At 47.4% G+C, this 23,606-nt stretch carries 19 protein-coding genes; 11 read left to right on the top strand and 8 right to left on the bottom strand.

Annotated features, from left to right (window positions below):
* Positions 1-686: 686 nt before the first annotated feature.
* Both JOD24_RS13630 and JOD24_RS13625 read left to right on the top strand, forming a co-directional pair.
* Positions 687-1,022: an ArsR/SmtB family transcription factor gene (locus tag JOD24_RS13630; protein ID WP_380167487.1), complete on the top strand. Its 336-nt coding sequence runs from the start codon at positions 687-689 to the stop codon at positions 1,020-1,022.
* Between the two features lie 16 nt (positions 1,023-1,038).
* Positions 1,039-1,992 carry a cation diffusion facilitator family transporter gene (locus JOD24_RS13625; protein WP_380167485.1) on the top strand — a complete coding sequence of 318 codons (954 nt, stop codon included), beginning with the start codon at positions 1,039-1,041 and terminating at the stop codon, positions 1,990-1,992.
* Positions 1,993-2,120: 128 nt separating this feature from the next.
* Here the strand turns inward: JOD24_RS13625 and JOD24_RS13620 are convergent, their stop codons facing one another.
* On the bottom strand, positions 2,121-3,305 hold the full coding sequence (locus JOD24_RS13620) for an ROK family protein (RefSeq protein ID WP_380167483.1): 1,185 nt from the start codon (positions 3,303-3,305) through the stop codon (positions 2,121-2,123).
* Positions 3,306-3,679: 374 nt separating this feature from the next.
* Here JOD24_RS13620 and JOD24_RS13615 point away from each other — a divergent pair, with 374 nt between their 5' ends.
* The 7 genes from JOD24_RS13615 (at position 3,680) to JOD24_RS13585 (ending at position 12,057) form a co-directional block, all read left to right on the top strand.
* Positions 3,680-4,765 carry a sugar ABC transporter substrate-binding protein gene (locus tag JOD24_RS13615; RefSeq protein ID WP_429247097.1) on the top strand — a complete coding sequence of 362 codons (1,086 nt, stop codon included), beginning with the start codon at positions 3,680-3,682 and terminating at the stop codon, positions 4,763-4,765.
* A 58-nt stretch (positions 4,766-4,823) separates the two neighbouring features.
* Positions 4,824-5,600: an ATP-binding cassette domain-containing protein gene (locus tag JOD24_RS13610; RefSeq protein ID WP_380167479.1), complete on the top strand. Its 777-nt coding sequence runs from the start codon at positions 4,824-4,826 to the stop codon at positions 5,598-5,600.
* 6 nt (positions 5,601-5,606) lie between these two features.
* A complete protein-coding gene (locus JOD24_RS13605) occupies positions 5,607-6,827 on the top strand; it encodes a sugar ABC transporter permease (RefSeq protein WP_380167477.1) in 1,221 nt (406 codons plus the stop codon).
* Positions 6,828-7,405: 578 nt separating this feature from the next.
* A complete protein-coding gene (locus JOD24_RS13600; RefSeq protein WP_429247096.1) occupies positions 7,406-8,014 on the top strand; it encodes a class I SAM-dependent methyltransferase in 609 nt (202 codons plus the stop codon).
* Between the two features lie 89 nt (positions 8,015-8,103).
* A complete protein-coding gene (locus JOD24_RS13595; RefSeq protein ID WP_429247095.1) occupies positions 8,104-8,556 on the top strand; it encodes a DinB family protein in 453 nt (150 codons plus the stop codon).
* A gap of 881 nt (positions 8,557-9,437) precedes the next feature.
* The gene (gene glmS / locus JOD24_RS13590) at positions 9,438-11,264 is read left to right on the top strand and encodes a glutamine--fructose-6-phosphate transaminase (isomerizing) (protein ID WP_429247094.1); all 1,827 of its coding nucleotides are present in this window, start codon (positions 9,438-9,440) and stop codon (positions 11,262-11,264) included.
* A gap of 259 nt (positions 11,265-11,523) precedes the next feature.
* Positions 11,524-12,057 (top strand): disulfide bond formation protein DsbD, encoded by a 534-nt coding sequence (locus JOD24_RS13585; RefSeq protein ID WP_380167469.1) that lies wholly within the window; start codon positions 11,524-11,526, stop codon positions 12,055-12,057.
* Between the two features lie 276 nt (positions 12,058-12,333).
* Here JOD24_RS13585 and JOD24_RS13580 read toward each other — a convergent pair whose 3' ends face one another.
* From JOD24_RS13580 to JOD24_RS13550, 7 genes are all read right to left on the bottom strand, one after another.
* A complete protein-coding gene (locus tag JOD24_RS13580) occupies positions 12,334-12,969 on the bottom strand; it encodes a YesL family protein (RefSeq protein WP_380167467.1) in 636 nt (211 codons plus the stop codon).
* A gap of 69 nt (positions 12,970-13,038) precedes the next feature.
* Positions 13,039-14,799: a glycoside hydrolase family 2 protein gene (locus tag JOD24_RS13575; protein WP_429247093.1), complete on the bottom strand. Its 1,761-nt coding sequence runs from the start codon at positions 14,797-14,799 to the stop codon at positions 13,039-13,041.
* Between the two features lie 247 nt (positions 14,800-15,046).
* Complete coding sequence (locus JOD24_RS13570) at positions 15,047-15,925, bottom strand: carbohydrate ABC transporter permease (RefSeq protein ID WP_429247092.1); 879 nt, start codon at positions 15,923-15,925, stop codon at positions 15,047-15,049.
* 13 nt (positions 15,926-15,938) lie between these two features.
* Positions 15,939-16,805, bottom strand: coding sequence for a carbohydrate ABC transporter permease (locus JOD24_RS13565; protein ID WP_429247091.1), 867 nt, complete (start codon positions 16,803-16,805; stop codon positions 15,939-15,941).
* Between the two features lie 37 nt (positions 16,806-16,842).
* On the bottom strand, positions 16,843-18,015 hold the full coding sequence (locus JOD24_RS13560; RefSeq protein WP_429247090.1) for an ABC transporter substrate-binding protein: 1,173 nt from the start codon (positions 18,013-18,015) through the stop codon (positions 16,843-16,845).
* A 696-nt stretch (positions 18,016-18,711) separates the two neighbouring features.
* Positions 18,712-19,632 (bottom strand): ArsR/SmtB family transcription factor, encoded by a 921-nt coding sequence (locus JOD24_RS13555; RefSeq protein ID WP_380167459.1) that lies wholly within the window; start codon positions 19,630-19,632, stop codon positions 18,712-18,714.
* Between the two features lie 456 nt (positions 19,633-20,088).
* Positions 20,089-21,408, bottom strand: coding sequence for an alkaline phosphatase (locus tag JOD24_RS13550; protein WP_429247089.1), 1,320 nt, complete (start codon positions 21,406-21,408; stop codon positions 20,089-20,091).
* Between the two features lie 723 nt (positions 21,409-22,131).
* On the opposite strand from JOD24_RS13550, the gene JOD24_RS13545 reads away from it, so the two are divergent.
* Both JOD24_RS13545 and JOD24_RS13540 read left to right on the top strand, forming a co-directional pair.
* Positions 22,132-22,851, top strand: a complete 720-nt coding sequence (locus tag JOD24_RS13545) for an MBL fold metallo-hydrolase (protein ID WP_429247088.1) — start codon at positions 22,132-22,134, stop codon at positions 22,849-22,851.
* 14 nt (positions 22,852-22,865) lie between these two features.
* On the top strand, positions 22,866-23,468 hold the full coding sequence (locus tag JOD24_RS13540; RefSeq protein ID WP_380164973.1) for a TetR/AcrR family transcriptional regulator: 603 nt from the start codon (positions 22,866-22,868) through the stop codon (positions 23,466-23,468).
* The last annotated feature ends 138 nt before the right edge of the window (positions 23,469-23,606 follow it).

The raw sequence follows: 23,606 nt of genomic DNA, 5'->3' as shown, positions 1-23,606 counted from the left end.
TGGGGGCAATGGGGAGAGCGAAAGGATCGTTTCGTTCCCATCATCCACTTTATGGTTAACCAACAGCCCTGCCAGTATGGTTCGTGATTTCTCTTGCCTAGATGGGTCGGGTCTCAGGTGTGTTGATTAGCCATATTTTGGGTGGGGAGATCGTGTTCACCCACGCGACCGTTGCCATCCGGCAAGGAAGTGAAAACTGGCCGCTCCAAATCTTCCGATCGGGCAGGGGCAAAGCCTTACGGAAGCAACACAGGGAAGAGGTTGCCCCTAAACGCCCTCCCTCCAGATTCTCCGCTGGGTAGGATGGCAACCCTTAATCTAGAGCTTCAGCTCCTTTGGATTGTAGTGCCTGTGGCGCAAAGGTCGCTTTGCACCCATAGGGTACAAGTCTCGCCAAGGTCGCTTCCGCTCCCAGGTCTCGCTATGGCAGCACACGACTCCCTTCCGCTGCCCATTTTCTGGTTAATCAACAGCCCTGGTCGGGTCTATTCATTTCTGCAAATTCATGCATTGACAATGGAGTCCACTTTCAGTTATCATAATATATGATTATATGTTCATATATGGGGAGTGAATGCTTGTTCAAGATTTTTCTATGAACCGGATGATGTAGTTTGGAATCATGGGAATGAGTGAAGAGGATGAGCGATTGGGACAGAAATCAAATTTATCGAGGTGGTTTTTTGATGTCTGAGGAGAAGAAAGATGAACAGATTTTTCATGAAGAGGAGCAACACTTGGATGATGAAACGTTGTTTGTCGTTTCTCAAACCTTCAAAGCATTGAGTGACCCCACTCGAATTCGCATTTTAAATCTATTGTGTACAGGGGAGCACTCCGTCAATGATATAGCAGAGACATTAAATTTAAGCCAATCGAGCGTCTCTCATCAATTGCGTTTCCTGAAAAATTTAAGGTTAGTCAAATATAGAAGGGATGGGAGAACGTTATTTTATTCGGAGGATGACGAACATGTCATGAATTTACTGAAGCAGGCCATTCAGCATGCTTTGCATCATTGAGTGAGGAGGAATCAACATGGAACACGATCATGGACACAACCATACACATGTTGCAAATAAAAAGGTATTATGGATCAGCTTGTTGATTATTACGTTCTACATGATTGTTGAGGCTATCGGTGGATTTCTTACCAATAGTCTCACCTTGTTGGCAGATGCGGGTCATATGTTAAGTGATTCTATATCAATGGTGATCGCGTTGCTGGCCTTTACATTTGGAGAAAAGGCGGCGAACCATAGTAAAACCTATGGATATAAGCGATTTGAGATATTGGCGGCTGTTCTTAACGGATTGACATTGATTTTCATTGCGATTTACATTTTTTACGAAGCCATTGATCGTATCCAGAATCCCCCTGAAGTGGCTTCCGGCGGAATGTTCTTGGTGGCCTTCATTGGATTGCTGATTAATATCCTTGTTGCGTGGATTATGATGCGTGGAGCGGATGTAGAAAAAAACTTGAACTTGCGTGGGGCATACTTGCATGTCATTAGCGATATGCTGGGGTCTCTGGGTGCCATCATCGCTGCACTACTCATCATCTTTTTCGGATGGGGCTGGGCGGATCCGCTGGCAAGTGTGATCGTGGCCGCACTGGTATTACGCAGTGGCTATTATGTTACCAAATCTGCTCTTCATGTCCTGATGGAAGGGACACCGGATAATGTCAATGTAGACGATGTGATTCAGACCATACAGAATACAAAAGGTATACACAGTGTGCACGACTTGCATATTTGGTCTGTTACAAGTGGGTTAAATGCACTTTCTTGCCATGTAGCAGTGGTAGATGACCAGTTGTCCATAGCAGAGAGTGAAGGATTGCTCCGTCAAATCGAACAGGACCTGGAACAGCAAAATATCCACCACATGACCATTCAATTAGAAACGTCTGCCCATCAGCATGATGATTCAATTCTGTGTAAGGTGGAGGCGGAATCAGCGGGACATTCCCATCATTACCACTGATTGTGCCACTGATTTTCCCTGTTCAGGGGGAAACATCCCCCTGACGGATCCGGCCTACTCATACATAGGGGGATCAGAAATTTGATTTCAGAGGTCATAGAGAGGAGACTGCGTCTTTTACAACAACACTATTCCACGGTGACTTTATCCCGGGCGAAGAAGTTGGAGATGGGGAGGGAGGAGGAGCCAAGGGCACAGGAGTAAATCCCGAGAGCTGAGAATGTGACCGTCAGATGTTTCCGATGATCGGGTAACAGTCGTTGTTCCAGTACTCGTTGAATGGGATCTTGGATCCAGTCGCGGATTTTCGAGAAGCGATTGCCGATAATAATCCATTCGGGATTAAAGGTATTCACGATAGTGGTTAACCCGACTCCTAAATATTGACCCACTTGATTCAACAGATGAAGGATCTCGGGATGACCTTTATGTGCTGCTTGCACTAACCTGTCCATATCTAATTCAGATTCCTTTTCGAAATCCGGAAGCTGTCTTGCCGCCTCTAACAGAGCGCTTTCGGATGCATACAATTCCCAACACCCTCGATTCCCACAACGACATCTTTTTCCGTTAGCCTCGATGGTCACGTGCCCCATTTCGCCCCCGATTCCCTGGGTCCCTTTATAGAGTTCATGATCGAGGATGACACCGGTTCCGATTCCACCGCCGACACCGACATAAATGAGATTGGAAATATTTTTTCCCGCTCCATACAGCATTTCACCGTAAGCCCCCGCGTTTGCATCATTTTCAATAATGACAGGAAAGTGAAAGCGGTCTGCTATTTTTTCTTTTAAATTGACACTTCCCCAATTAAATTTGGGAGCAAATAAAATGGTTCCCGCAGGATCGACCATTCCAGGGACACCGATGCCGATTCCGATGATCCCCAGGTTGCTATCCGGAGTGGTATCGATTAAGCATTCAATGACTGCAATTAATTGTTGTACGACACGGTCAAAAGTAAAATGGGTCAGTTTTCTATATTGTTCCTGAACGATATTCCCTTGCAGATCCGTTAAGATCCCAAGGATATAATTTACTCCTAAATCGATACCGATGGAGTAACCCGCCCGTTGGTTAAACGAGAGCATCACCGGAGGCCGCCCTCCGCTGGAGGGTCCGGGTCCCATTTCGCAGATGAAGTGACTGTCGATCAATTCTTGGACCAGTGCCGACACTGTCCCTTTGTTCAAGCCGGATCGTTGAGAAACTTCGGCCCGAGAGATGACATTCTGGCTTTTAATGATGTCGAGAACAAGAGATTTATTTATTTGTTTCACCAGCTTGTGATTGCCTGTCTTTTTCACCATGGTTTATTCCTCCCTCTAAACGAAGTTTTTCTCTTGTATGGCGAGGGACGCTTCGGTCCTTTGATTCCTTGCTTCAACCTGTCAGAGGCCTGAAAAAACATTATAAGCTTTGTTCGGACAGTTGACAAACAAAGATTCAGGATGATACGATGATTCCGAAAGTTTTGTCGGCGTTTTACACTAAAGTACATAAAGCAGTTGACTCTTTTTCCAAGAAAAATGTTCTGTCCAGATAAAATTCCTAGATGTCAGAAGGTTTTGTTTTGGGATTAACATCAAAGAGACTCACACAGACAAAAGTCATGCCCAGGGCGCTTCGCTTTCGGGTCTTGCGATGTCGGTGTTCAGTAACTCAAAAATTAGGGGGGGTTTAGGTGGGACTTCATAAGAAATTCTGGGTTTTTCTATTCGTAGGGATTCTGTTGATGGCGGTTACGGGTTGCAACGCAAGTGGTGATTCGGATGCGGGGAAAGATAAAGACTTAAAGGTTGCGCTTCTTCTCCCGGAAACGGGGACCTCGGCTCGTTATGAAAGTCAGGATAAACCCAATTTTGAGAAGACGGTTAAAAAATTGAACCCGGATGTGGAAGTGATCTACCAAAACGCACAGGGGGATTCACAGGCACAACAAAAACAGGCTGAATCTGCGATCACAGATGGAGCACAAGTACTCGTTCTGGATCCGCAGGATTCCAAAGCTGCTGCCACCATTGTCAGAAAAGCACATGAAGCAGACGTCAAAGTGATATCCTATGACCGCCTGATCCTCAACGCAAAGGTAGACTACTATATTTCCTTTGACAATGAGAAAGTCGGTGAATTGCAAGGAAAGTATCTTGCTGACAACACCAAAAAAGGCGGAAAGGTCATCATGATCAACGGGGCGCAGACCGACAACAATGCGCTGTTATACAGGAAAGGTGCTCATAATATCCTGGATCCCTTGTTCAAGGATGGAACCTTGGAGAACGGTTACGAAAGCTACACTCCTGATTGGTCAGCGGATCATGCCTTACGTGAATCGGAGCAGGCGCTAACCAAGTTGAATAATCAGGTGGACGGGGTGTTGGCGGCGAATGACAGCAATGCAGGGGCTGCGATTAAAGCCTTAAAAGCACAGGGATTGGCTGGGAAAGTACCGGTGACCGGACAGGATGCCACAGATGACGGTTTGAGGAATATTGTGCTGGGTTACCAATCGATGAGCGTTTATAAGGATGTTAAAAAAGAAGCGACTGCAGCCGCTAAATTGGCAGTCGCTTTAGCAGAAGGTAAAAAGCCTCCCAAAGGCTTGGTCAATGGTAAAACCAACAACAAAATGACGGATGTTCCCTCCATTCTGTTAGATCCGATTGCTGTAACGAAGGAAAACATGGCAGATACAGTCATCCAAGGCGGATATACAACATGGGACAAAGTTTGTACTGGCGAAGCTGCGAATAAATGTCCGAAACATTAATTTATTTTCTCAGGGGGACACGGATCCCCCTGAGAAATCTTTTAGAGGAGGGAGAACTGTGAGTGATGAGAAAAATCAACAAGTGGTGTTACGTGTGCAAAATCTACGAAAGCGGTTTGGGGCGGTACAAGCGTTAAATGGAGTCAATCTCCAAGTCGCTTCCGGTGAAGTGCTGGCTCTGGTAGGAGACAACGGGGCTGGAAAATCGACAACGATCAAGATGATTTCCGGCGTCAATCAACCGGATGAAGGGGAAATTTTGATCCAGGGGACAACTGCGAAATTAAGTGGCCCCGACGTCGCAGAATCATGGGGGATCCAGACGGTCTATCAGGATTTGGCTTTATGTGACAACCTGGATATTGTCTCCAATCTTTTTCTCGGTCGGGAATTGAGGCGAACTTTAATTCCAGGGGTGCTTTCCGTTGTCGATAAAGAGGAGATGGAAAAACAGGCTATTCCAGTGTTGGATTCCCTCGGAATTCACCTACCTTCGCTGACCACGCCGGTAGCCAGTCTTTCTGGAGGACAGCGGCAAACGGTGGCAGTAGCGAGGGCAGTTCTTTGGGGATCGAAATTGGTTCTTCTCGACGAACCGACCGCCGCACTGGGGGTTGCTCAAACCCAGTCCGTACTTGAGTTGGTCAGGAAGCTGGCTGACCGAGGGATTGCAGTGATTATCATTTCTCATAATTTAAGTGACGTGTTTCAGGTTGCCGACCGAATTACGGTACTGAGACTGGGAGAGACCATTGCCAATTTCCATAAGGATACCGTAACCCGTGAAGAAGTGGTTGCAGCCATTACCGGTGCCGCAGGAAAGGTTGGGGTATAAGTGTCGATGATCTCGACGGAAAAAGAGTCGGAAAACAGGAAACTTTCCTCTGATGAGGGTCTGTTCTCTTCCATCCGGGAGCGGATCGCGGGAGGCGAACTGGGACTTTTGCCGGTGATATTGGCATTGATTGTGATATGGATCGCCTTTCAAATGTTGAACCCTCATTTTTTAGAGCCGCGCAATCTATCCAATCTCGTACAACAAATTGTCGTGATTGGGACGCTGGCAATTGGTGTCACGTTTGTCCTTTTGTTGGGGGAAATTGACTTATCGATCGCTGCGGTCAGCGGAGTTTCTGCTGGAATCCTTGTCATACTGGCCACGGTTTGGACGGGTCCTGTGGGTGCCCTCGCAGCGATTGGGATTGCCATTCTCGCCGGAGTGGTCATTGGTCTTTTTCAAGGGTTCTGGGTCACAATGATCGGGGTGCCGGCATTTATTGTGACACTGGCTGGCTCTTTGGGATATCAGGGAATTTTATTAGCGCTTCTGGGGGACACCGGAACGGTTCCGGTGATTAATCCGACACTGTTGGCGATTTCCGATACCTATCTCCCAGGATGGTTAGGATGGATTGTGGGACTCGCAACGGTTGCCATCTATGCAGGCATCAACCTGAGAGCGCGGAAACGTCGTACAAGTAAAGGGTTGCCGGTTCGCCCTTTTAATCAATTGATACTGAGTCTGAGCGGGATTGTGGCAGTGACTGTCGCCGTGGTTGGGGTTCTGAATTTGTATAAGGGGATTCCTTTATCCGCGCTAATTCTGATCGTTTTAGTTTTTGTGTTTGGATGGATCACACAGTCTACGGTATTTGGACGCCACATCTATGCATTGGGCGGGAATACGGAAGCAGCCCGGCGTGCAGGAATTCAGGTCAAATCGGTCAAAATCAGTGTCTTTATTCTCGCTTCAGGCCTTGCAGCGATCGGGGGAATTATGGGTGCATCCAGATTAGGGGCAGCCTCTCCTGCTACGGGAACAGGTGACTTGTTATTATTATCCATTGCAGCGGCCATTATTGGGGGAACTAGTCTATTTGGCGGTCGGGGAAGTGTGTATAATGCTTTGGCAGGTGCCTTGGTACTGGGTAGCGTGGAAAATGGGATGGACTTGCTGAGTGCCCCGTCAAGTACGAAATATTTGGTCGAGGGTAGCATCCTCCTCATTGCAGTGACGATTGACACCCTGACGAGAAGGCGGCGAATCCGAGCGGGAAGGTGAATCTGATTTTGGAATACGTCCTATAAAACGCAACATACATATGGTCAGGGCTGTTGATTAACCGGAAGATGGGCAGCGGAAGGGAGTCGTGTGCTGCCAAAGCGACCTTTGCGCCACAGGCACTACAATCTCGATGGGCTGAAGCCCTGGAATAAAGGTAGCCATCCTACCCAGTGGAGAATCTGGAGAGAGGGCGTTTAGGGGCAACATTCTTCCCTGTGTTGCTTCCGTAAGGCTTTGCCCCTGCCCGATGGTCAGATTTGGAGCGGCCAGTTTTCACTTCCTTGCCGGATGGCAACGGTCGCATGGGTGAACACGATCTCCCCACCCAAAATATGGCTAATCAACACGCCTGATTACGCCTATCAAAATAATGTCTCTAAGCTGTCGACATTCCGGCAGCGGTAGTCTGTTCAGTTACATGGCCGTTTAGAGTATGTTTGGAGGTTTTACTTTAACGGGAAAGTCCTTCTGCATTAGATGATCGACCTATATTATCACTTGGGAAAGGATGGGGGCTGACGATTGTAGAATACAGAGGAGGTGGGAGTTCTTTTAACAGGGGAGGGACATGGTTTATGAGCATCAAAACAGCCGAGGAGTGGAACGCTTACTATACCAGCGGAGACTACCGCCAACACTGGGATTATTCCCATCCTTCCAACGAGTTGGTTGCCTTTGTTGCCGCAGGTTCATGGCCGTCGGAGGCGGTGGCACTGGATGTGGGTTGTGGAGCGGGGCGGGAGGCGATCTTTCTGGCGGGACAAGGCTTTCATGCCACTGGTGTTGATCTGAGCGAGGCAGCTCTCCAGATCGCCCAAGACCGTGCTACTAAGGCGGGGGTCCAGGTGGATTGGAAGCAAGGGAATGCTCTGGAATTGCCGGTGGCTGATGCATCCGTGGATCTGGTGAATGACCGGGGCTGTTTTCACATGATCGGGGAAGAAGATCGTCCCCGCTACGCCGCCGAATTGGCCCGGGTGTTAAAGCCGGGAGGCAAGGTACTGCTCCGGGGATGCAGGGAAGTGCAATGGGAAGGGCAAAGTTTCGTCCTCGTCACTCCAGAGGCGGTGGAGCGTCATTTCAGTCCGGCCTTCGATCTCAGTCCTGTCCTGCCCGTCCAATTGATCACGGACTCAATCCCGGAGGGGTTGAATGCCAACCTGGTGGTGCTGCGAAAGAAATGACTTTGAAAAGTGCTATGTTTAATAGAGTGACAACACCCGGTTTTAAAGGGATAGGTTTGGTAACGAAATCCCATCAGGGAGGAATTTAAATGGGACAAGCAAAGCAAATGATGAATGAATGGTTACAACATCGGAATGTGTTGGAGGAATTACTGGAAACCATCGATGACGAACATATGGACTTCAGACCATGGGATGGAGCGATGACACTGGGGGAACTTGCATTGCATGTGGCTGGATGGAATGAAGTGTTCGTTTCGATGGTCAAAACCGAAGAGTTTGCTCCACCAGACATTCCTGAATGTAAGACGATGGGAGAGATACGCCAAGCGGTGAAGGATTTCACAGAGAAGACAAAGGCTGCATACGAATCCTTGAATGATGAAGATTTGGAGGCCCAAAATCATTCATCGATCCCAAAACTTAAAGGACCAAAGAAAAATTATCTGACTGCAATGTATGATCACGAGGTTCATCATAAAGGCCAACTTTTTGTTTATGCCCGTTTGGTTGGAGTGAAAGAAGTCCCGTTTTTCCGCTAACAATTGTATATCTGTCATCGGGTACGATCCTAGAATAAACCCCAGCGGCAAATATATTTCAAAGCCAGATTCCCGAATATGAAAGAGAAATTTTCATCATCATGTCCATGGGTGAACTGGTCATGAACTACTATTGAAAAGGTCGCATTCCCTAAGGGAGGGATGCGGCCTTTTCTCACATTAGAAGCTACCTTTGGGAAAGGTTTAAATCGCTGGGGTAAAGGACGCTGAAGTTGGTATATGTAACATTATTTATTCCATAGATTGTCCCTTGGATGAGGTATTGTGGCTCGGTCATCCCTCTTTGGCGCAATTTTGGATCGTATTCAATTCATCGATTGTGAACATTGTCCAACCTTCCTATAAGAATGACTTGCTTCTCGGTATCTAGATCTTAACGGCTGATGTTGAACCTTAACTTATCTCCTTCGGTCGGTTCACGATTTTTTTACTTTACAAAGTGAAGTCTCTTGCATAGCATATAGAAGTAGCATATGAGGAGGTGATGGGGGCAAGGACAGCGAGTCTAGGATTAGAGAAGGTTGTGAAGCGCCAGGACTGCGGTAGGAGAGCTGCAGTTGACGAGGTGGAGGGGAATCGAGGTTTCGGCGGATCCCTCCCGGCTCGGCACCGGAGCCGATGGACTGGAACACAAAAGGACGGGGTGACCCATCCCACAAAAGTTCTAGTACGGTGCGCCATCCCGACAGCAAGTGATGGATGGCATCAGGAGCAGATCGACAACGAACGCCGTTTTCGGATCCAAACAGAAAAAAATCGCCTGCTTCCGGAGACAGCGGCAAAACCATGGTGATATGGGGTGCCGCTTTCCTTGAGGGAAGCGGCCATGCCCTGTTCATTTTTCAGGGGGTTGGAGAAACATGTGTGGAATCGTAGGATACATCGGATCGAAACAAGCTCGGGAGATTCTGGTGGAAGGGCTCCGCAAACTGGAGTATCGTGGGTATGATTCGGCAGGCATCGCTCTCTGCCATGAGGGGAAAATGGAAGTGGAAAAGACAAAAGGGCCTCTGTCCACCTTGGAAGAGCGGTTGCAAGCCCGCTCCCTGCTTGGACAAGTGGGGATTGGTCACACCCGTTGGGCGACCCACGGAAAACCTTCTGATGAAAATGCTCATCCTCACCTGGACCGAGGACAACAATTTGCCGTGGTTCACAACGGGATTATTGAAAACTATTTGGAGCTGAAGGAAGAGCTTCAGAAAAAAGGGCACACTTTCATCTCGGAGACAGACACCGAAGTGATCGCCCATCTGCTGGCGGATCTGGATGATGGGGATGTGGTGTCCACAGTCCGCCGTGCGGTTCGACGGATGAGGGGAGCTTACGCCCTGGCCATCATCAGCCGCAAAGAGCCGGACAAGATCGTGGCAGTTCGCCTGGCCAGTCCCTTGATCATCGGTGTCGGAGACGGGGAAAACTTTATTGCCTCGGATATCCCGGCCATTCTGGAACACACCCGAGATGTGTACGTGCTGGAAGACGGGGAAATGGCCGTGCTCACTCGGGAGTGGATGGAGCTGACCACCCTGGATGGAGAGTCCGTCGACAAGGAGCTCCTCCATGTGACTTGGGATGCTCTTACTGCTGAAAAAGATGGCTATGATTATTTCATGCAGAAGGAAATCTTTGAACAGCCCCGGGCGATCCGGGATACCCTGGCCGGTCGGGTGAAGGACGGCATCGTCGATTTGTCACGGGAACTCAACTTTACGGAAGAAGAGCTGAAGAAGATTGACCGGATTCATCTGGTGGCCTGTGGTACAGCCTACCATGCCGGGCTGGTCGGTAAAACGGTGCTGGAAAAATGGACCCGCATCCCGGTAGAGGTGGATGTGGCATCGGAATACCGGTATCGGGATCCCTTGATTACCCGGTCTACCTTAGTGATCGTCATCAGCCAGTCGGGAGAGACCGCAGATACTTTGGCTGCCCTTCGTGAAGCCAAAAAAGGCGGCGCCAAGGTATTGGGCATCACCAACGTGGTGGGCAGCAGTGTGGCCCGGGAGGCTGATGAAGTCTTAATGACCTGGGCCGGTCCGGAGATTGCTGTCGCTTCCACCAAGGCGTATACTACTCAGTTGGTCGCCCTCACTCTTTTGGGTCTGCATCTGGCCCGAGTCACGGGGACCCTCAGCAGGGAAGAATTATCCGCTACCGCCACCGCCCTGCTTCGCCTGCCGGAACAGATCCGGCGCCTCTTGGCGGACACGGCATCGGTGGAGCGTTTTGCCCGCAGGATCGCCGACCACGAGGATCTTTTCTTTATTGGACGGGGTTTGGATGTTGCGGTGGTGATGGAGGGCTCCCTGAAGCTGAAGGAGATCACTTACATCCACTCGGAAGCCTGTGCCGCAGGGGAATTGAAGCACGGGTCCCTGGCTCTGATCGAGGAGGGGATCCCGGTGATCGCTCTGGCCACCCAACAAGCGGTTCGGGATAAAATGGTATCCAACATCATCGAGGTAAAGGCGAGAGGTGCCCATGTCCTGGGTCTCACCCTAGAGGGAGACACGGAAGTGGGCAAGTCCGTCGATGAGATCCTCACCATCCCGGAAACGCTTCCTTTCATCACTCCGGTGTTGGCGGTCATCCCCCTCCAGCTCCTCGCCTACCACGTCTCAGTGGCCCGCGGCCTCAACGTCGACAAGCCGCGTAACCTGGCGAAGAGCGTGACGGTGGAGTAAGGGGGAACTATTGCCTCTTCAATGTTATTGAGTGAAAAAAGTCGTACCGTTTAAAATAAAGTTGCACCGTTTTATCCCTTTAGACGAAATTTGTCTAAAGGGGTTTCTTATGGTAAAAGTAAGATAAGAGTATAGCGCAAACGGGCCAGATTATGTTGAGTAATAAAAAAGTTATCTGTCTGGACAAGGAACTGTATAGGCAGATCAATTTTCTATAGTTATCTTGTGTAACGCCAGCCAAAAGGGGAATGTTGTTGAAATGAATATAAAATTTTTCAATCTAACCGGATGGATTTTAATTTGGGGTATGGTTGCTTTATGGGTTTGGTATGGATATACGGATTGGCAGTTAGTGTTATTATCTGCAGCTTTTCTTTGTTTTTCGCTTGGCAACGGCAAGATTAAAAAGTTGAAACGGTTGTCAGTGTCCCAGATCATGTTAGTTGTATTTTCGTTTATCGTATCTGTTGCCATTGTGTTCGGACTGATCCAACTCGCTAATTATCTGATACATGATGTTTTTCATCTTCAAGGAGCCCTTAAAACTGTGGTTGAATGGATTGCTGTAATTCTATCTTTATTTCCTGTTGTTATTGCATTTAGCAGTGTAATCAATAGAATAGACGATAGTTTAAATGATTCATTCGCAAGGACTTCCGAATATGATGATTTGAAAGTGGAAGCAAATGAAATGATGAAGTCAATGACAGAGATACAGACGATTAAAACATTAAGGGAGAGATACGGATTATCTTTGGTGGATGCAAAAAATATCGTGAAATCAATAAAATAGTGATTTTTAAGAATAGGGAGCGATTGTTTAGTAACGAAAACATCTTTTTTGCAACTTTTTTTGGGTTGTTTATGAATTGTTGGTAAAAATAAACAACTATTTGTTAAGAAAAGCCGCATTGTTGAACGGAATAATGCGGCTTCACGCAATGACCGATCAAATAGGGTTCGATAGGTGCAATCCCATCCTGACCGTCCAAGATCGATGTAAATCACAACGCTTCTAGAGAGGGAGATGTGTTGCCTACTCAGGATCGCACACACGTCATCATAATCATCACATTTCTTCCGCGGCCTTTGCTCGCTCGATTTTCAGAAATGCCCGGTGGGCGCTCCGGTAAAGGAAATAACCGATCAAGCTCGCACAGTAAAACAACAGCGTCACCGGCATAAATCGGAAGAGAAGATAAGATAAAAAAACGCCGCCGATCATGAGAAGAGTGGAGGGCAACTGGGCGATGCCAATCAGAAAGGCATTTTGGATGCATTGTTTAAAACCAGGCCATTCGTAGTGAACAAATACGGGAAACAAGTAGGCAAGTGTCAATAAATAACTGGCGCATGCGAGGATTACCGGCACAAGAAAAACGGTGCTAAAAGAACCTTCATAATCCAGCGCAAACTTTAAGTCTACATACAAAATACAGCCGATCAGGAAAAAAGTAAGACCCAGAAGATTTGATTTCAGAAAATCCGTTCGATAATACTTCCAAAAGCTTTTAAAAATTGGAATGTCTTCTTCGCCCATGATCCATTTTCTGATCACGGAAAACATAGCCACGGTCGCTGGAGCTACACCAAAAATGACCAAACCTGCGATGGTAAACACCAGCCATAGCAGATTAACTATGGCTAATTTCATGATCCAGTCACAGATATTAAATATACGTGACATCCCTTTGCCGAATTCCACATCTCCCATCCCCTTCAGTTGCAGTATTAAAAACCTCACAGTGCTTAGACAAGCACTGTGAGTTCGATATCAACTATTGATTTTGCGAATCTTTTCCAGGCTGATTTTCGGTTTTCTGTCTTCAGTGAGTAGCCCGTTAATTTCCTGCTGAACATCTGTAATTTGGGTATAGCAATATCCTGAGATGTACTCGCAATTTTTGATGGCCGCTGTGATCGCTTCATAACGGCGCAAAAATTCTTCTTCTGTTGCGACCTGGTTTCCGTAGCCCCAACCCTGTTCAGCTTCGAACGCAATCCCGCCGTATTCGCTTATAATAATGGGTTGACCTTGGTAGTTGTATCCCTTGGCCATCGCGAACTTTTGCAGATTGTGTGATATCTCGTTGTTTACAATTTTATCTTTGTCGGCATAGCGCTGGGAAAACACTTCCCCGAATTCTTCATAATCGTGGAGCGCAATAATATCAGATACCGTATGCTCCCAGCCGTCATTCACGATCACGGGACGCATGGCATCTAGAGACTTCGTCAGATAGTAAATCGCTTCTGTGAACTTTTGTTGTCTTTCGTCAGTAAAGATGTTTTTCACACCCCAGGATTCGTTAAAAGGCACCCAGGTAATAATGGATGGATGGTTATAGTTCTGTTGAACAATATCGATCCATTCCTTAGTAAAGTTATCGATAGCTTCCCGAGAAAATTCGTAGGTAGCGGCCACCTCGGACCAGACGAGCAGTCCCTTTTTATCACACCAATATAAAAAGCAAGGATCTTCAACTTTCTGGTGTTTGCGAACTCCGTTAAAGCCCATCTCGATGGTTTTATCAATATCTTCAATCATCACTTCTTCCGACGGCGGGGTCAACATCGTATCCGGCCAATATCCCTGGTCTAGAAGGAGTTTCTGATAGATTGGTGAGTTATTCAGTAAGACCTGACCGTTTTCAATGGATACCTTCCGCATTCCGAAGTAAGATTCAACTCGATCAACAAGGGTTTCTCCCTGATACAGAGTAAAAATGACATCATACAGATGCGGATGCTGTGGGTGCCATAGTTTCACTTTCCATTCCCCACCGGCGGAGCTTGCTAAATTCACTTTTAATTCAGGGGAAGAAGTGTCCACATGTTGGCTGAATGATTTAACCGGCTTTCCTTCAAAATAAATATCCGTTTGAATGCGAAGATCATCCCGTTTGGCTTGTTCAGCCACTTGATATACAAAGGAAACAGAGCTGGTATCTATATCCGGTGTGATCTGCACCGATTCGAGATGACTTTCATGAACTAACTCCAGCCAGACTGTTTGCCAGATTCCCGTTGTTTGCACATACCAGCACCCAAAGTTTTCGTTAATCCAGCGTTGCTTGCCGCGAGGCTGATCGCAGCTCTGGCTGTCTTCCACTTTCACGACGAGTTCGTGTTCCCTTGCATTTTGTAGATAATTCGTGATATCAAATGAGAATTTCGTGTAGCCCCCCTGATGTCGTCCAACGAACTGGCCATCCACCCACACCTTCGTTATGTAGTCGGATGCGTTAAAATGGAGGAGGAGGCGTTGTTCGGGTTCCAGCTCCGGAACTTCAAAAGATCGCTGGTACCATACATAGGGATGAAAGGATTCTTCACCGATCCCGCTTGCTTTGGATTCATAGGTGAAGGGAACCCTAATTTCACGGTGATAGCGATGTTTCAAAAACCACTTTTCCTGTTCGCCTAAATCCTTGTCGTCAAAATCAAAATTCCAGTTGCCGTTCAGGTTTACCCACTCTTTTCTTTTAAATTGCGGCCGCGGATAGTGAGTCGGAATGGTTTGATCTGTTTGCACAATATCTACCCCTTTTAATTGTGATAGGATCTGTTTCACCTAGGGCTGTTGATTAACCGGGAAATGGGTGGTGGAAACGAAATTGACCTTTCGCTCTTTCTATTACCCCCATCGTAAAATATCGCTTGAGGGGACGGGGATGGTGGGACGGCTACGATCTCTTGCAAAGAGCGCAAAGGCTCTCCACCGTCCCACCATCCCGACCTTATTTCCTGCCTAAAATAGGGCTAATCAACACGCCTGCGTTTCACCCTTTAATCCCGGTAAAACTGATTCCTTTAACAATCTGTTTTTCGAAGAAAAAGAATGCAATGATCACGGGTATTGAAGCTACCGCATTCACCGTCATCGGCACAATATAATCCTGGGAATAGTTAGAATTGAATGTTGGGATACCGATTGGAAGCGTATACAAATTTTCCGAGAAAATCGCCAGATAGGGCCACAAAAAGTTATTCCAGGAACCGATGAAAGTAAAAATCGCGATGGATGCGATGGCTGGCTTTGCGAGGGGGACTACTATTTTATAGTAGATCTTAAACAATGAACAACCGTCCATTTTGGCACTTTCAATCACCTCTTTGGGCACTCCGTCGAAGAAACTCTTTAAAATGATGACACCTAGTGGTGAAGCAATTCCGGGCAAAATCAAGCCGGCATATGAATCCAGCAGGTTGAGGTCTTTTACAATCTGGTATAGCGGAATAATTGTCGCCTCGCCTGGAACCATCATTCCAGCAAGAAAAAATACGAAAATAAATTTCTTGTAACTGAACTGAATCTGCGAGATGGCAAAGGCCGCCAGTGAAGTGACGATGAGTGTAACGAGGGTCGTGATGATGCCGACAATCAGGCTGTTTACAAGCCATCTAAGCACATCTGTATCCATAATCACATGGACGTAATTCTCAAATGTATAAGGCGGGGCGAACCATTGGAGTACATTGCCGATCCCGCTCCCCTGCTTTTTAAGAGATACAAAAAACATCCAGATGAGTGGAATGATAAAGAGCACAGCGGTCATAAACGGGATCAGGTTGCGCAAGATATTGCCTGGGTTCCATTTTGGTTTTTTCTGTGCCCTTGTGTAGATGACGTGACCTGCAGTCGCTTTTCTCGGTTCCAACCTATATCACTCCCTAATCAGACCGGTTTCTCAGTTGAATTAACGACAGGATCAGCAGGATGAAGAACAGTGCATAGGACATGGTCGCCGCATAGCCCAGGTTAAACTTATCAAATCCTGTTTCATAAATATATTGAATGAGTGGTCGGGTGGTTGTTCCCGGCCCGCCGCCAGTGATTAACAGGATCTGAGCAAACACTTTATAAGAAGAGAGTATTTGCAGAAGCAAGACGACTCTGCCGATTGGGATTAATTGGGGAAACGTGATATTCCAGAACTTTTGCCAGGGGGTCGCACCGTCGATATTTGCTGCCTCGTACAAATAATCTGGAATTTCCTGCAAGGCTGCCAGAAATAAGATCATGTTAAATCCAACGGTCCACCACAGGGTGACTCCGACAATCGATACCCACGCAAGTGTGGAGTTAGCCAGCCACAAGGGCTCGCCTTCGATTCCGATCAGATGTAGAAATGAATTCAAAAACCCAGTATAGGGTTGCAGAATAAATATAGCGATATAAGAGATCACAGATACGGATAAAATCGACGGGAGGAAATATGCCCCTCGGAAAAATCCGCGCAATTTCGAGCGGGTATTGGCCATTAATGCCAGGGAAAGGCCCAGTACAATCATGGTTGGTGTGGATAAAATCGTAAACAAAGTCGTGTTCCAGAGCGAAGACCAAAAGTCGGGATCCTGAAACATCATTATATAGTTTTTCAACCCGACAAAATCCATTTTTTGAATCAGCGACCAGTCGTAAAAACTCATTTGAAGCCCTTTGACGATCGGGAATATGGTGAATACAACATAGAAAATGAAAAAGGGAAGTAAAAAGGGAATTGCTTTTATATTTCCCGACAATTTTGTTCCTTTCATCTGCCATTCACCTCTCTCTGCACGATGTCCAGGAGATTTAGGATTGATCCGGTGTAAGCAAGGAGTTTTCCAACAGCTCTTGAATCTCCTTCTCTGCTTTTTTGAATGCCTTTTCAGCCGGTGCGTCTCCATTCAGGACGGCATCCAGGTTTCTGTTCAGAATGGTTTCCACCGGGGCGTTTACGGCGGATCGTTTCGGAAAAACCACGTGATCGGCGGCTTCTACATACTTGCTTCTGTGAGGGAGTTTTTTGAAGGCCTCTTTCTTATAGACGGATTGTTTTACAGGGATATGCCCGGCCTTCGCCCAGATTTGTCCGTTTTCGGCAACAAAACTTGCGAAGGTAAGTGCGGCCTGTTGTTTTTCCTGGTCAGGCTTCTCCTGTTTGGGTAAAAACAGTGTATGTGAATCTCCCCACACTGCCTGCTTATCGAAAATAGTCGGTAATGGGATCACACCGAAATCCAGTCCTTCTGTGTCCTCCCAAATCCCCGTTGTCCATACACCGGATATGAAAGTAGCGGCTTTTCCACTTTGGAATGTTCGGCAAAAATCAGATATATGCAATGGAATGACCTGATGTTTGTAAAATAGATCTTTGGTGTAATTTGTAGCTATCGCCGCTTTCTCCAGATCGATGTCTGCCGAACTTAAATCATCGGACAGCACGTCGTCTGCGCCAAGCTGATGGTAGAAGGACCACCAGAGTCTATAAGAATCGACGCCTGTAGTGGGAAAGGACATAGGAGCAACGTCTGGAGGTAATTCTTTTTTAAGCGCTTTCAAAAAATTGACGAAACCTTCAGGCGTCTCCTCAAATACAGGCTGGCCTTGATCATTTAACAGATCTGCATCCCGCAAAAGTTTCTTGTTGTAATAGAAGGCGATCGGATGGGTATCCAGGGGAATGGCAAAGTGTTTCCCATCGAAAGTGGTGGACTCCAAAACATTCTGATTGAACCCGTCCCAGTCGACATCCTTGGAAACGGAATCGAGGTCATTCACAATCCCCAGTTCAACAAGCTGTGGGAGATTTGAAGTATGTGAGACCGCAATTTCAGGTGCTTTTCCAGCCGCAATGCCTGTGACTAACTTGGTGTAATAATCATCGAAGGATAATTGGATGTAATTTACATGAATATCAGGATGGGTTTCGTTAAATTTCTGAACAATTTCCTTCATGAATTCGGCATCTCCACCACCAAACAAGGTCCAATATTCAAGCTCGATCTTGTCATCTGCTGAGGAGGCGATTCCGAGATTGGAGCATCCTGACATGAGACCGCACAACAGTATGAGACATAGCAACACGGTGTAATGTTTATTCCTCACCTGCATCACTCCTCATGAAATTGGTGGACAGCAGGATTCATTGGCTGGGGGGCAGGTTGGGAGTTCCTTTACACCTATAGAGATCGGATCTACCCCATTCCACTCCCCAGAAGCCAAGGGGAAGACAGGGCTGATGATGAACTCTAAAGTGGATGATGGGAACGAAACGACCCTTTCTCTCTGCCCATTGCCCCCATCGTAAAATATTGTTTGAGGGGACGAGGATGGTGGGAGGGCTACGATCTCTTGCCAAGAGCGCAAAGGCTGTTCACCATCTCACCATCCCGACTTATTTCCCACTTGAGATATGACTAATCAACACGACTGAGGGGAAGAGCGAAAGGCTGGATGAAACCTTCCATTAAATCCACAACTCTGAAGTCAGTCCATCGTCTGATTCTCTATGTTGTTTAATGATAACTGATACGGTGTTTAATACAATAAACTTGTTTTAAACATTTATATCGAATTAAATATAACGCTTTCATGCCCTTGGGTCAACCCACTTGTTAGAAAATTGAGAAACGGGGAACCCATTCATTGCGTAGCTTTTGCAACGAATGGATAGGGGAGCTAAGAGTAAATCAGTCTCATGAGGATGTCTTGATCATGATCCCCGAACCCCTTGCCAAACAAATTGATCCCTCCGATATTGGAGGCATCTGCCTTAACTCCGATTTTGAAAGAAACGGACTTCTCCCCTTTCAGGTGAAGGTCCTCTAAAGTCACATCCGATACCTTGATATCGTCAAGAAAGGTCCCTTTCTCATTGACTTTCCATGTTTTTAACAAACCGTACTGAGTGTGCATCGAAGGAACCCAATGTGGATTTAGTCTTCCTCTTCTATCACCGAAATCACCGGGGCATGTCCAAGTGCATACCTCATTTCCATTGATCGATACAGTAATATCAGAGGGCCAATCATGATCATAGCGAGGAGCTTCAGAACAGAGTTCCACTGAAAATTGAATGGACTCAAGCTTTGCATCTGCCGGCACAAGAAAAGGAAATCGGTATTTGACATAGCCTTTTCTAAACCAGATTAATTGGGCGGACATCCGTTCCGGATGATAGAAAAGTGAAGGTTCATCTTCAGGTTTAAGAATCCCATTGGTATTAATTAATCCGCAGGTGGGGTGGATTTCAGAGTCTATGTAATGTCCTACAGGCATTTCTATTTGATAGGAGTTTTTCGGGTTGTTATATCCGGTAGCCATGTTTAAATCCATGTGAATATCATCGAAGTTTCGAGTACAAACCTTCATGGTTCCCCTGGAAGCCGGCTGTAATTCCGTAGAAATCAATCCTGCTTTTTCGAGTATCCTCACGTTAAAGGAAATGGTTGAAACAGGTAATGAAAGATTTTCTGACAGTTGGTTCACATTCATTTTCCTATAATTTAATAATTTCAATATATTGATTCTGACTTCAGAGGATAGAGCGTGTGCTACTTTTAAAAGAACATCGGATTCATCGATCGTCAACTCTAACATAAGGTCCCCTCCAATAAAGTGATTTGTTATTATTATAGCTTCCCCACCGGGGGTTCGAAAGCTGGGGTCCCACCGTGACTATGAATCGAAAATGAAAAATCTCTTCAGGGCTGTTGATTAACCAGGAAATGGGTGGTAGAAACGAAACTGACCTCTCGCTCTTCCCATTGCCCCCATGTAAAATATGGCTTGAGGGGACGGGGATGGTGGGACGGCTACGATCTCTTGCAAAGAACGCATAGCGAGACCCGGGAGCGGAAAGCGACCCTGGCGAGACTTGTGCCCTATGGGTGCAAAGGCTCTTCACCGTCCTACCATCCTGACCCTATTTCCTGCCTAAAATATGGCTAATTAACACGCCTGAAATCTCTTATATAATGAATCCTTCCGGTTTAATCAATCTAAAAAAGAAATCGATCCTGCCATCATGGCAGGATCGTTGACTCATTTTTTATCTCAGTTGTTTTTCAATTTTACTTTCATCGCTTTTGCCATCAGTTTGGGAAGATCCGTATTGTCCTTCAATCCCGCAAACAGTTGGGATTTCGGGCCGTATGCATAAAGAGGATTATCGACACCGGTATGTTGGCCGGTGGTCCATCCCACCAGTGCCCGTTGGCTGATCACCTTGTTGATCGCCGAGGTCGGATCGTCGGCGGATTTGATTTTCTTCACTTCTTCTTCCTTCAGATCGATCCCAGCATCGCTTTTGAGCACTTCTGTCACATTGCTGCGATCTTTATTTAATTTTGCGGCCATCCCCTCGCCTGTGGTCTTTACGTTCCGCAGAACTTCCGGGTTGGCGGCATACTGATTGTAACCTCCGACAGACATTCCACCTGTGTCGTGATCACCGACGATCACCACCAGCGTGTTTCTATCTTTCTTGGCGAAATCAATCGCGACTTTGACTGCTTTTTCAAAGGCTTCCGCATCGGACATGGCCCAAGCCGGGTCATTGGCGTGACCCGCCCAGTCAATCTGACTTCCTTCCACCATCAGGAAGAATCCTTTTCGGTTTTGATCCAGTGTTTGAATCGCTTTGTCGGTCATTTCCGCCAGACTGGGTTCTTTCGTACCCTTCCGGTCTAATTCGGGAGCCAAAGCATCGTCAGCAAAGAGTCCAAGTAACTTCTCATTTTCGGCGGACATTAACTGTTTCCGGTTGTTGACTACTTGGTAGCCGTCCTTTTTGGCTTCTTTCAGCAGGTTCCGTTCTTTTTGTTTTCCGCCCTTGGATTCAGGGGTAAAATACTGTTTTCCACCGCCCAGGATCACATCCACATTGGTTAAAAGTTGTGGGGCGATGTTCGCTTCATCCGCCCTGGAAGCCACATGGGAGGCGAAGACGGCGGGGGTGGCGTGGGTGATCGTCGAGGTAGCTACCAGTCCGGAGGATTTGCCTGAGTCCACAGATGCCTCCAGAATCGTTTTCAGATTTTTACCCTCGGGAGATACACTGATCTTCCCGTTATCTGTTTTTGTGCCTGTGGCCATCGCCGTACCGGCTGCAGCGGAATCGGTTACCTTGGAGTTGGCAGAGTAGGTTTTCATCATCCCAACGAGATAGTTGTCCATGACAGGGGTTGATCCCTTAAACCAACGATAGTTTGTCGCATAAGCGGAAGAATAGCCGTCGGGAATCATAAAGATGACGTTGTCCACTTTTTTTCCTTTTGCCGGGCCCGCTTGAACCGATGTAGATTGAACACCGACTGTCAGCGCGGAGAGAAGCAGCGCGAATGTCAAAGCGATGACGGTTGTTTTTTTGAACATGGGTTTATTCCTCCCAACCGAATTAGGTTCAACTCGATTATGGGATTTGGATGTTAACCGGGAGTTAAGAAGGGATGAAGAAACAATGGATCAAAAGTTGGTTTGGATCGCACACAACTCCTCTTTGCCGCTGATTCTGATTCATTGAGACCCGGGAGAACCGATCCCTAAACTCCGAAACTGAGTTTTTAAATCACGCGTAATGTTTAGCCATATTTTAGGTAGAAAATAAGGTCGGGATGGGGGGACGGTGAAGAGCCTTTGCACCCATAGGGCACAAGTCTCGCCAGGGTCGCTTTCCGCTCCCGGGTCTCGCTATGCGTTCTTTGCAAGAGATCGTAGCCGTCCCACTCAAGCAATATTTTACGATGGGGCAATGGGAAGAGTGAAAGGGTCGTTTCGTTCCCATCATCCATTTTTATGGTTCATCAACAGTCCAATTTACATATACAAAACTAATATCATTAGTTATAATGAAACTAACCTTATTATCTAGTGCCCCCTCAGCTAACATTGTGTGGAAAATCACAGATGGGATGGGATGGTGGGGATTTGATTCGCCTTTGTACCCATAGGGCACAAGTCTCGCCAAGGTCACTCCGTTCCCGGTCTCGCTATGCGCTCTTTGCAAGAGATCGGAGCCGCCCCACCATCCCGCCCCCGCCTTGCTGAAAAACGAGATCAAAGTTGCCTGAAGGGGCACTAGTATGGAGAGGAGTTTCTATGCGAATACTTCGTGAACAGTTTTTGACTCAGTTGACGTTTTTACCCCGGATGTTTCCCGTCAACTGTTATCTGGTGGAGGAAGAGAAAGAATTGACTCTGGTGGATGCGGCACTCCCCTACAGCATGAGAGGGATTTTGCAGGCGGCGAAGGAGATGGGGAAGCCGATTACCAGGATTCTATTGACTCATGCCCACAATGATCATGTGGGGGCACTAGACGCATTAAAAGCAGAACTTCCTGATGTGCCGGTTCATATTTCCCACCGGGATGCCCGTTTGTTGACTGGAGATCGAACTTTGGATCCTGGAGAACCTGAAACTCCGATCCGTGGCGGAGTCCCCAGTGGCCTGAAAACGCGGGGAGAGGTGTGGTTGCGGGAGGGGGACCAAGTCGGTTCGCTGCTGGCAGTGACTTCAGCGGGACATACGCCAGGATCGATGTCCTTCCTGGACACACGTAATCACGCGCTGATTGCCGGTGACGCTTTTCAAACCCGAGGCGGGGTGGCGGTTGCGGGACAAGTACGATGGCGGTTTCCCTTTCCGGCCCTAGCTACCTGGAACCAGCGGCTTTCTTTGGAAAGCGCCCGTAAGTTGCGTAAACTGGATCCATCCCTCCTGGCTGTAGGGCATGGAGATATGCTGATCCAACCGGGAGCCGCCATCGACCGGGCCATTGCCGAAGCGGAACGCAACTTGCAAAGGGCATCATCGTAAAGGAGGCGGTAATCATATCACCCAAGATCGGTCTCTCTCTTTCCACCCTTGTACAGACAGCTGCGGACATGGCAGATGCCCAGGGACTGGATGCTGTTAGCTTGGCCTCTCTGGCTCGCGAGCTGGGTGTACGTTCTCCCTCTCTTTATAACCATGTGGAGGGTTTACCGGATTTGCGTATCCAGCTGGCAGTTCATGGTTATAGATGTCTTCACCGTGCCATGACAGAGGCTGTGGTGGGTCGGGCGGGAGATGATGCACTGCACAGGATGGGGGATGCTTACTTGACTTTTGCCAGGGAGCATCCTGGATTATATGAAGCCACTTTTCGCTCCGATCCACGGGATACTTCGGTGAAAGAGGCGGGCAGTCCCATTGTAGACTTGATCCTGCAGGTACTGGAAGTTTACGATTTAGACGAAGAGACCGCCCTTCACGTTGTACGGGGATTGCGTAGCATCTTACACGGATTCACCTCTTTGGAGCAGGTGGGTGGATTCAGGCTTCCCCTGGATCTGGATGTAAGTTTCCATTTGCTGATTGATGCTTACCTCACAGGAGTCCGGGAGGCGAGCACAAAGGAACCTCGTTCCTACCTACCCCGTGGTGAAGTCTGACTGGAGGGTGTGTCTGGTAAATCCATATGTAGGACTGGGCTGATCGGGGTGGGGTTTCACATTTCGGCGTCAAAGTTCTGATGAGCCAAAGTCATTCCATGTCAGGCGTGTTGATTAGCCATATTTTAGGCAGGAAAT

Origin of the sequence: Kroppenstedtia sanguinis, assembly GCF_050433445.1 — a bacterium.
Classification (GTDB): domain Bacteria; phylum Bacillota; class Bacilli; order Thermoactinomycetales; family DSM-45169; genus Kroppenstedtia; species Kroppenstedtia sanguinis.
The sequence above is the reverse complement of the archived record's forward strand: the minus strand, read 5'-3'. Positions and strand labels throughout refer to the sequence as shown.

What these genes read in the sequence shown, in the direction of transcription:
- JOD24_RS13585 (WP_380167469.1), top strand. Translation starts at nt 11,524, where the DNA reads ATGAATATAAAATTTTTCAATCTAACCGGATGGATTTTAATTTGGGGT.
- glmS (WP_429247094.1), top strand. Translation starts at nt 9,438, where the DNA reads ATGTGTGGAATCGTAGGATACATCGGATCGAAACAAGCTCGGGAGATT.
- JOD24_RS13620 (WP_380167483.1), bottom strand. Translation starts at nt 3,305, where the DNA reads ATGGTGAAAAAGACAGGCAATCACAAGCTGGTGAAACAAATAAATAAA.
- JOD24_RS13630 (WP_380167487.1), top strand. Translation starts at nt 687, where the DNA reads ATGTCTGAGGAGAAGAAAGATGAACAGATTTTTCATGAAGAGGAGCAA.
- JOD24_RS13555 (WP_380167459.1), bottom strand. Translation starts at nt 19,632, where the DNA reads ATGTTAGAGTTGACGATCGATGAATCCGATGTTCTTTTAAAAGTAGCA.
- JOD24_RS13550 (WP_429247089.1), bottom strand. Translation starts at nt 21,408, where the DNA reads ATGTTCAAAAAAACAACCGTCATCGCTTTGACATTCGCGCTGCTTCTC.
- JOD24_RS13565 (WP_429247091.1), bottom strand. Translation starts at nt 16,805, where the DNA reads ATGAAAGGAACAAAATTGTCGGGAAATATAAAAGCAATTCCCTTTTTA.
- JOD24_RS13600 (WP_429247096.1), top strand. Translation starts at nt 7,406, where the DNA reads ATGAGCATCAAAACAGCCGAGGAGTGGAACGCTTACTATACCAGCGGA.
- JOD24_RS13605 (WP_380167477.1), top strand. Translation starts at nt 5,607, where the DNA reads ATGATCTCGACGGAAAAAGAGTCGGAAAACAGGAAACTTTCCTCTGAT.
- JOD24_RS13545 (WP_429247088.1), top strand. Translation starts at nt 22,132, where the DNA reads ATGCGAATACTTCGTGAACAGTTTTTGACTCAGTTGACGTTTTTACCC.
- JOD24_RS13595 (WP_429247095.1), top strand. Translation starts at nt 8,104, where the DNA reads ATGGGACAAGCAAAGCAAATGATGAATGAATGGTTACAACATCGGAAT.
- JOD24_RS13625 (WP_380167485.1), top strand. Translation starts at nt 1,039, where the DNA reads ATGGAACACGATCATGGACACAACCATACACATGTTGCAAATAAAAAG.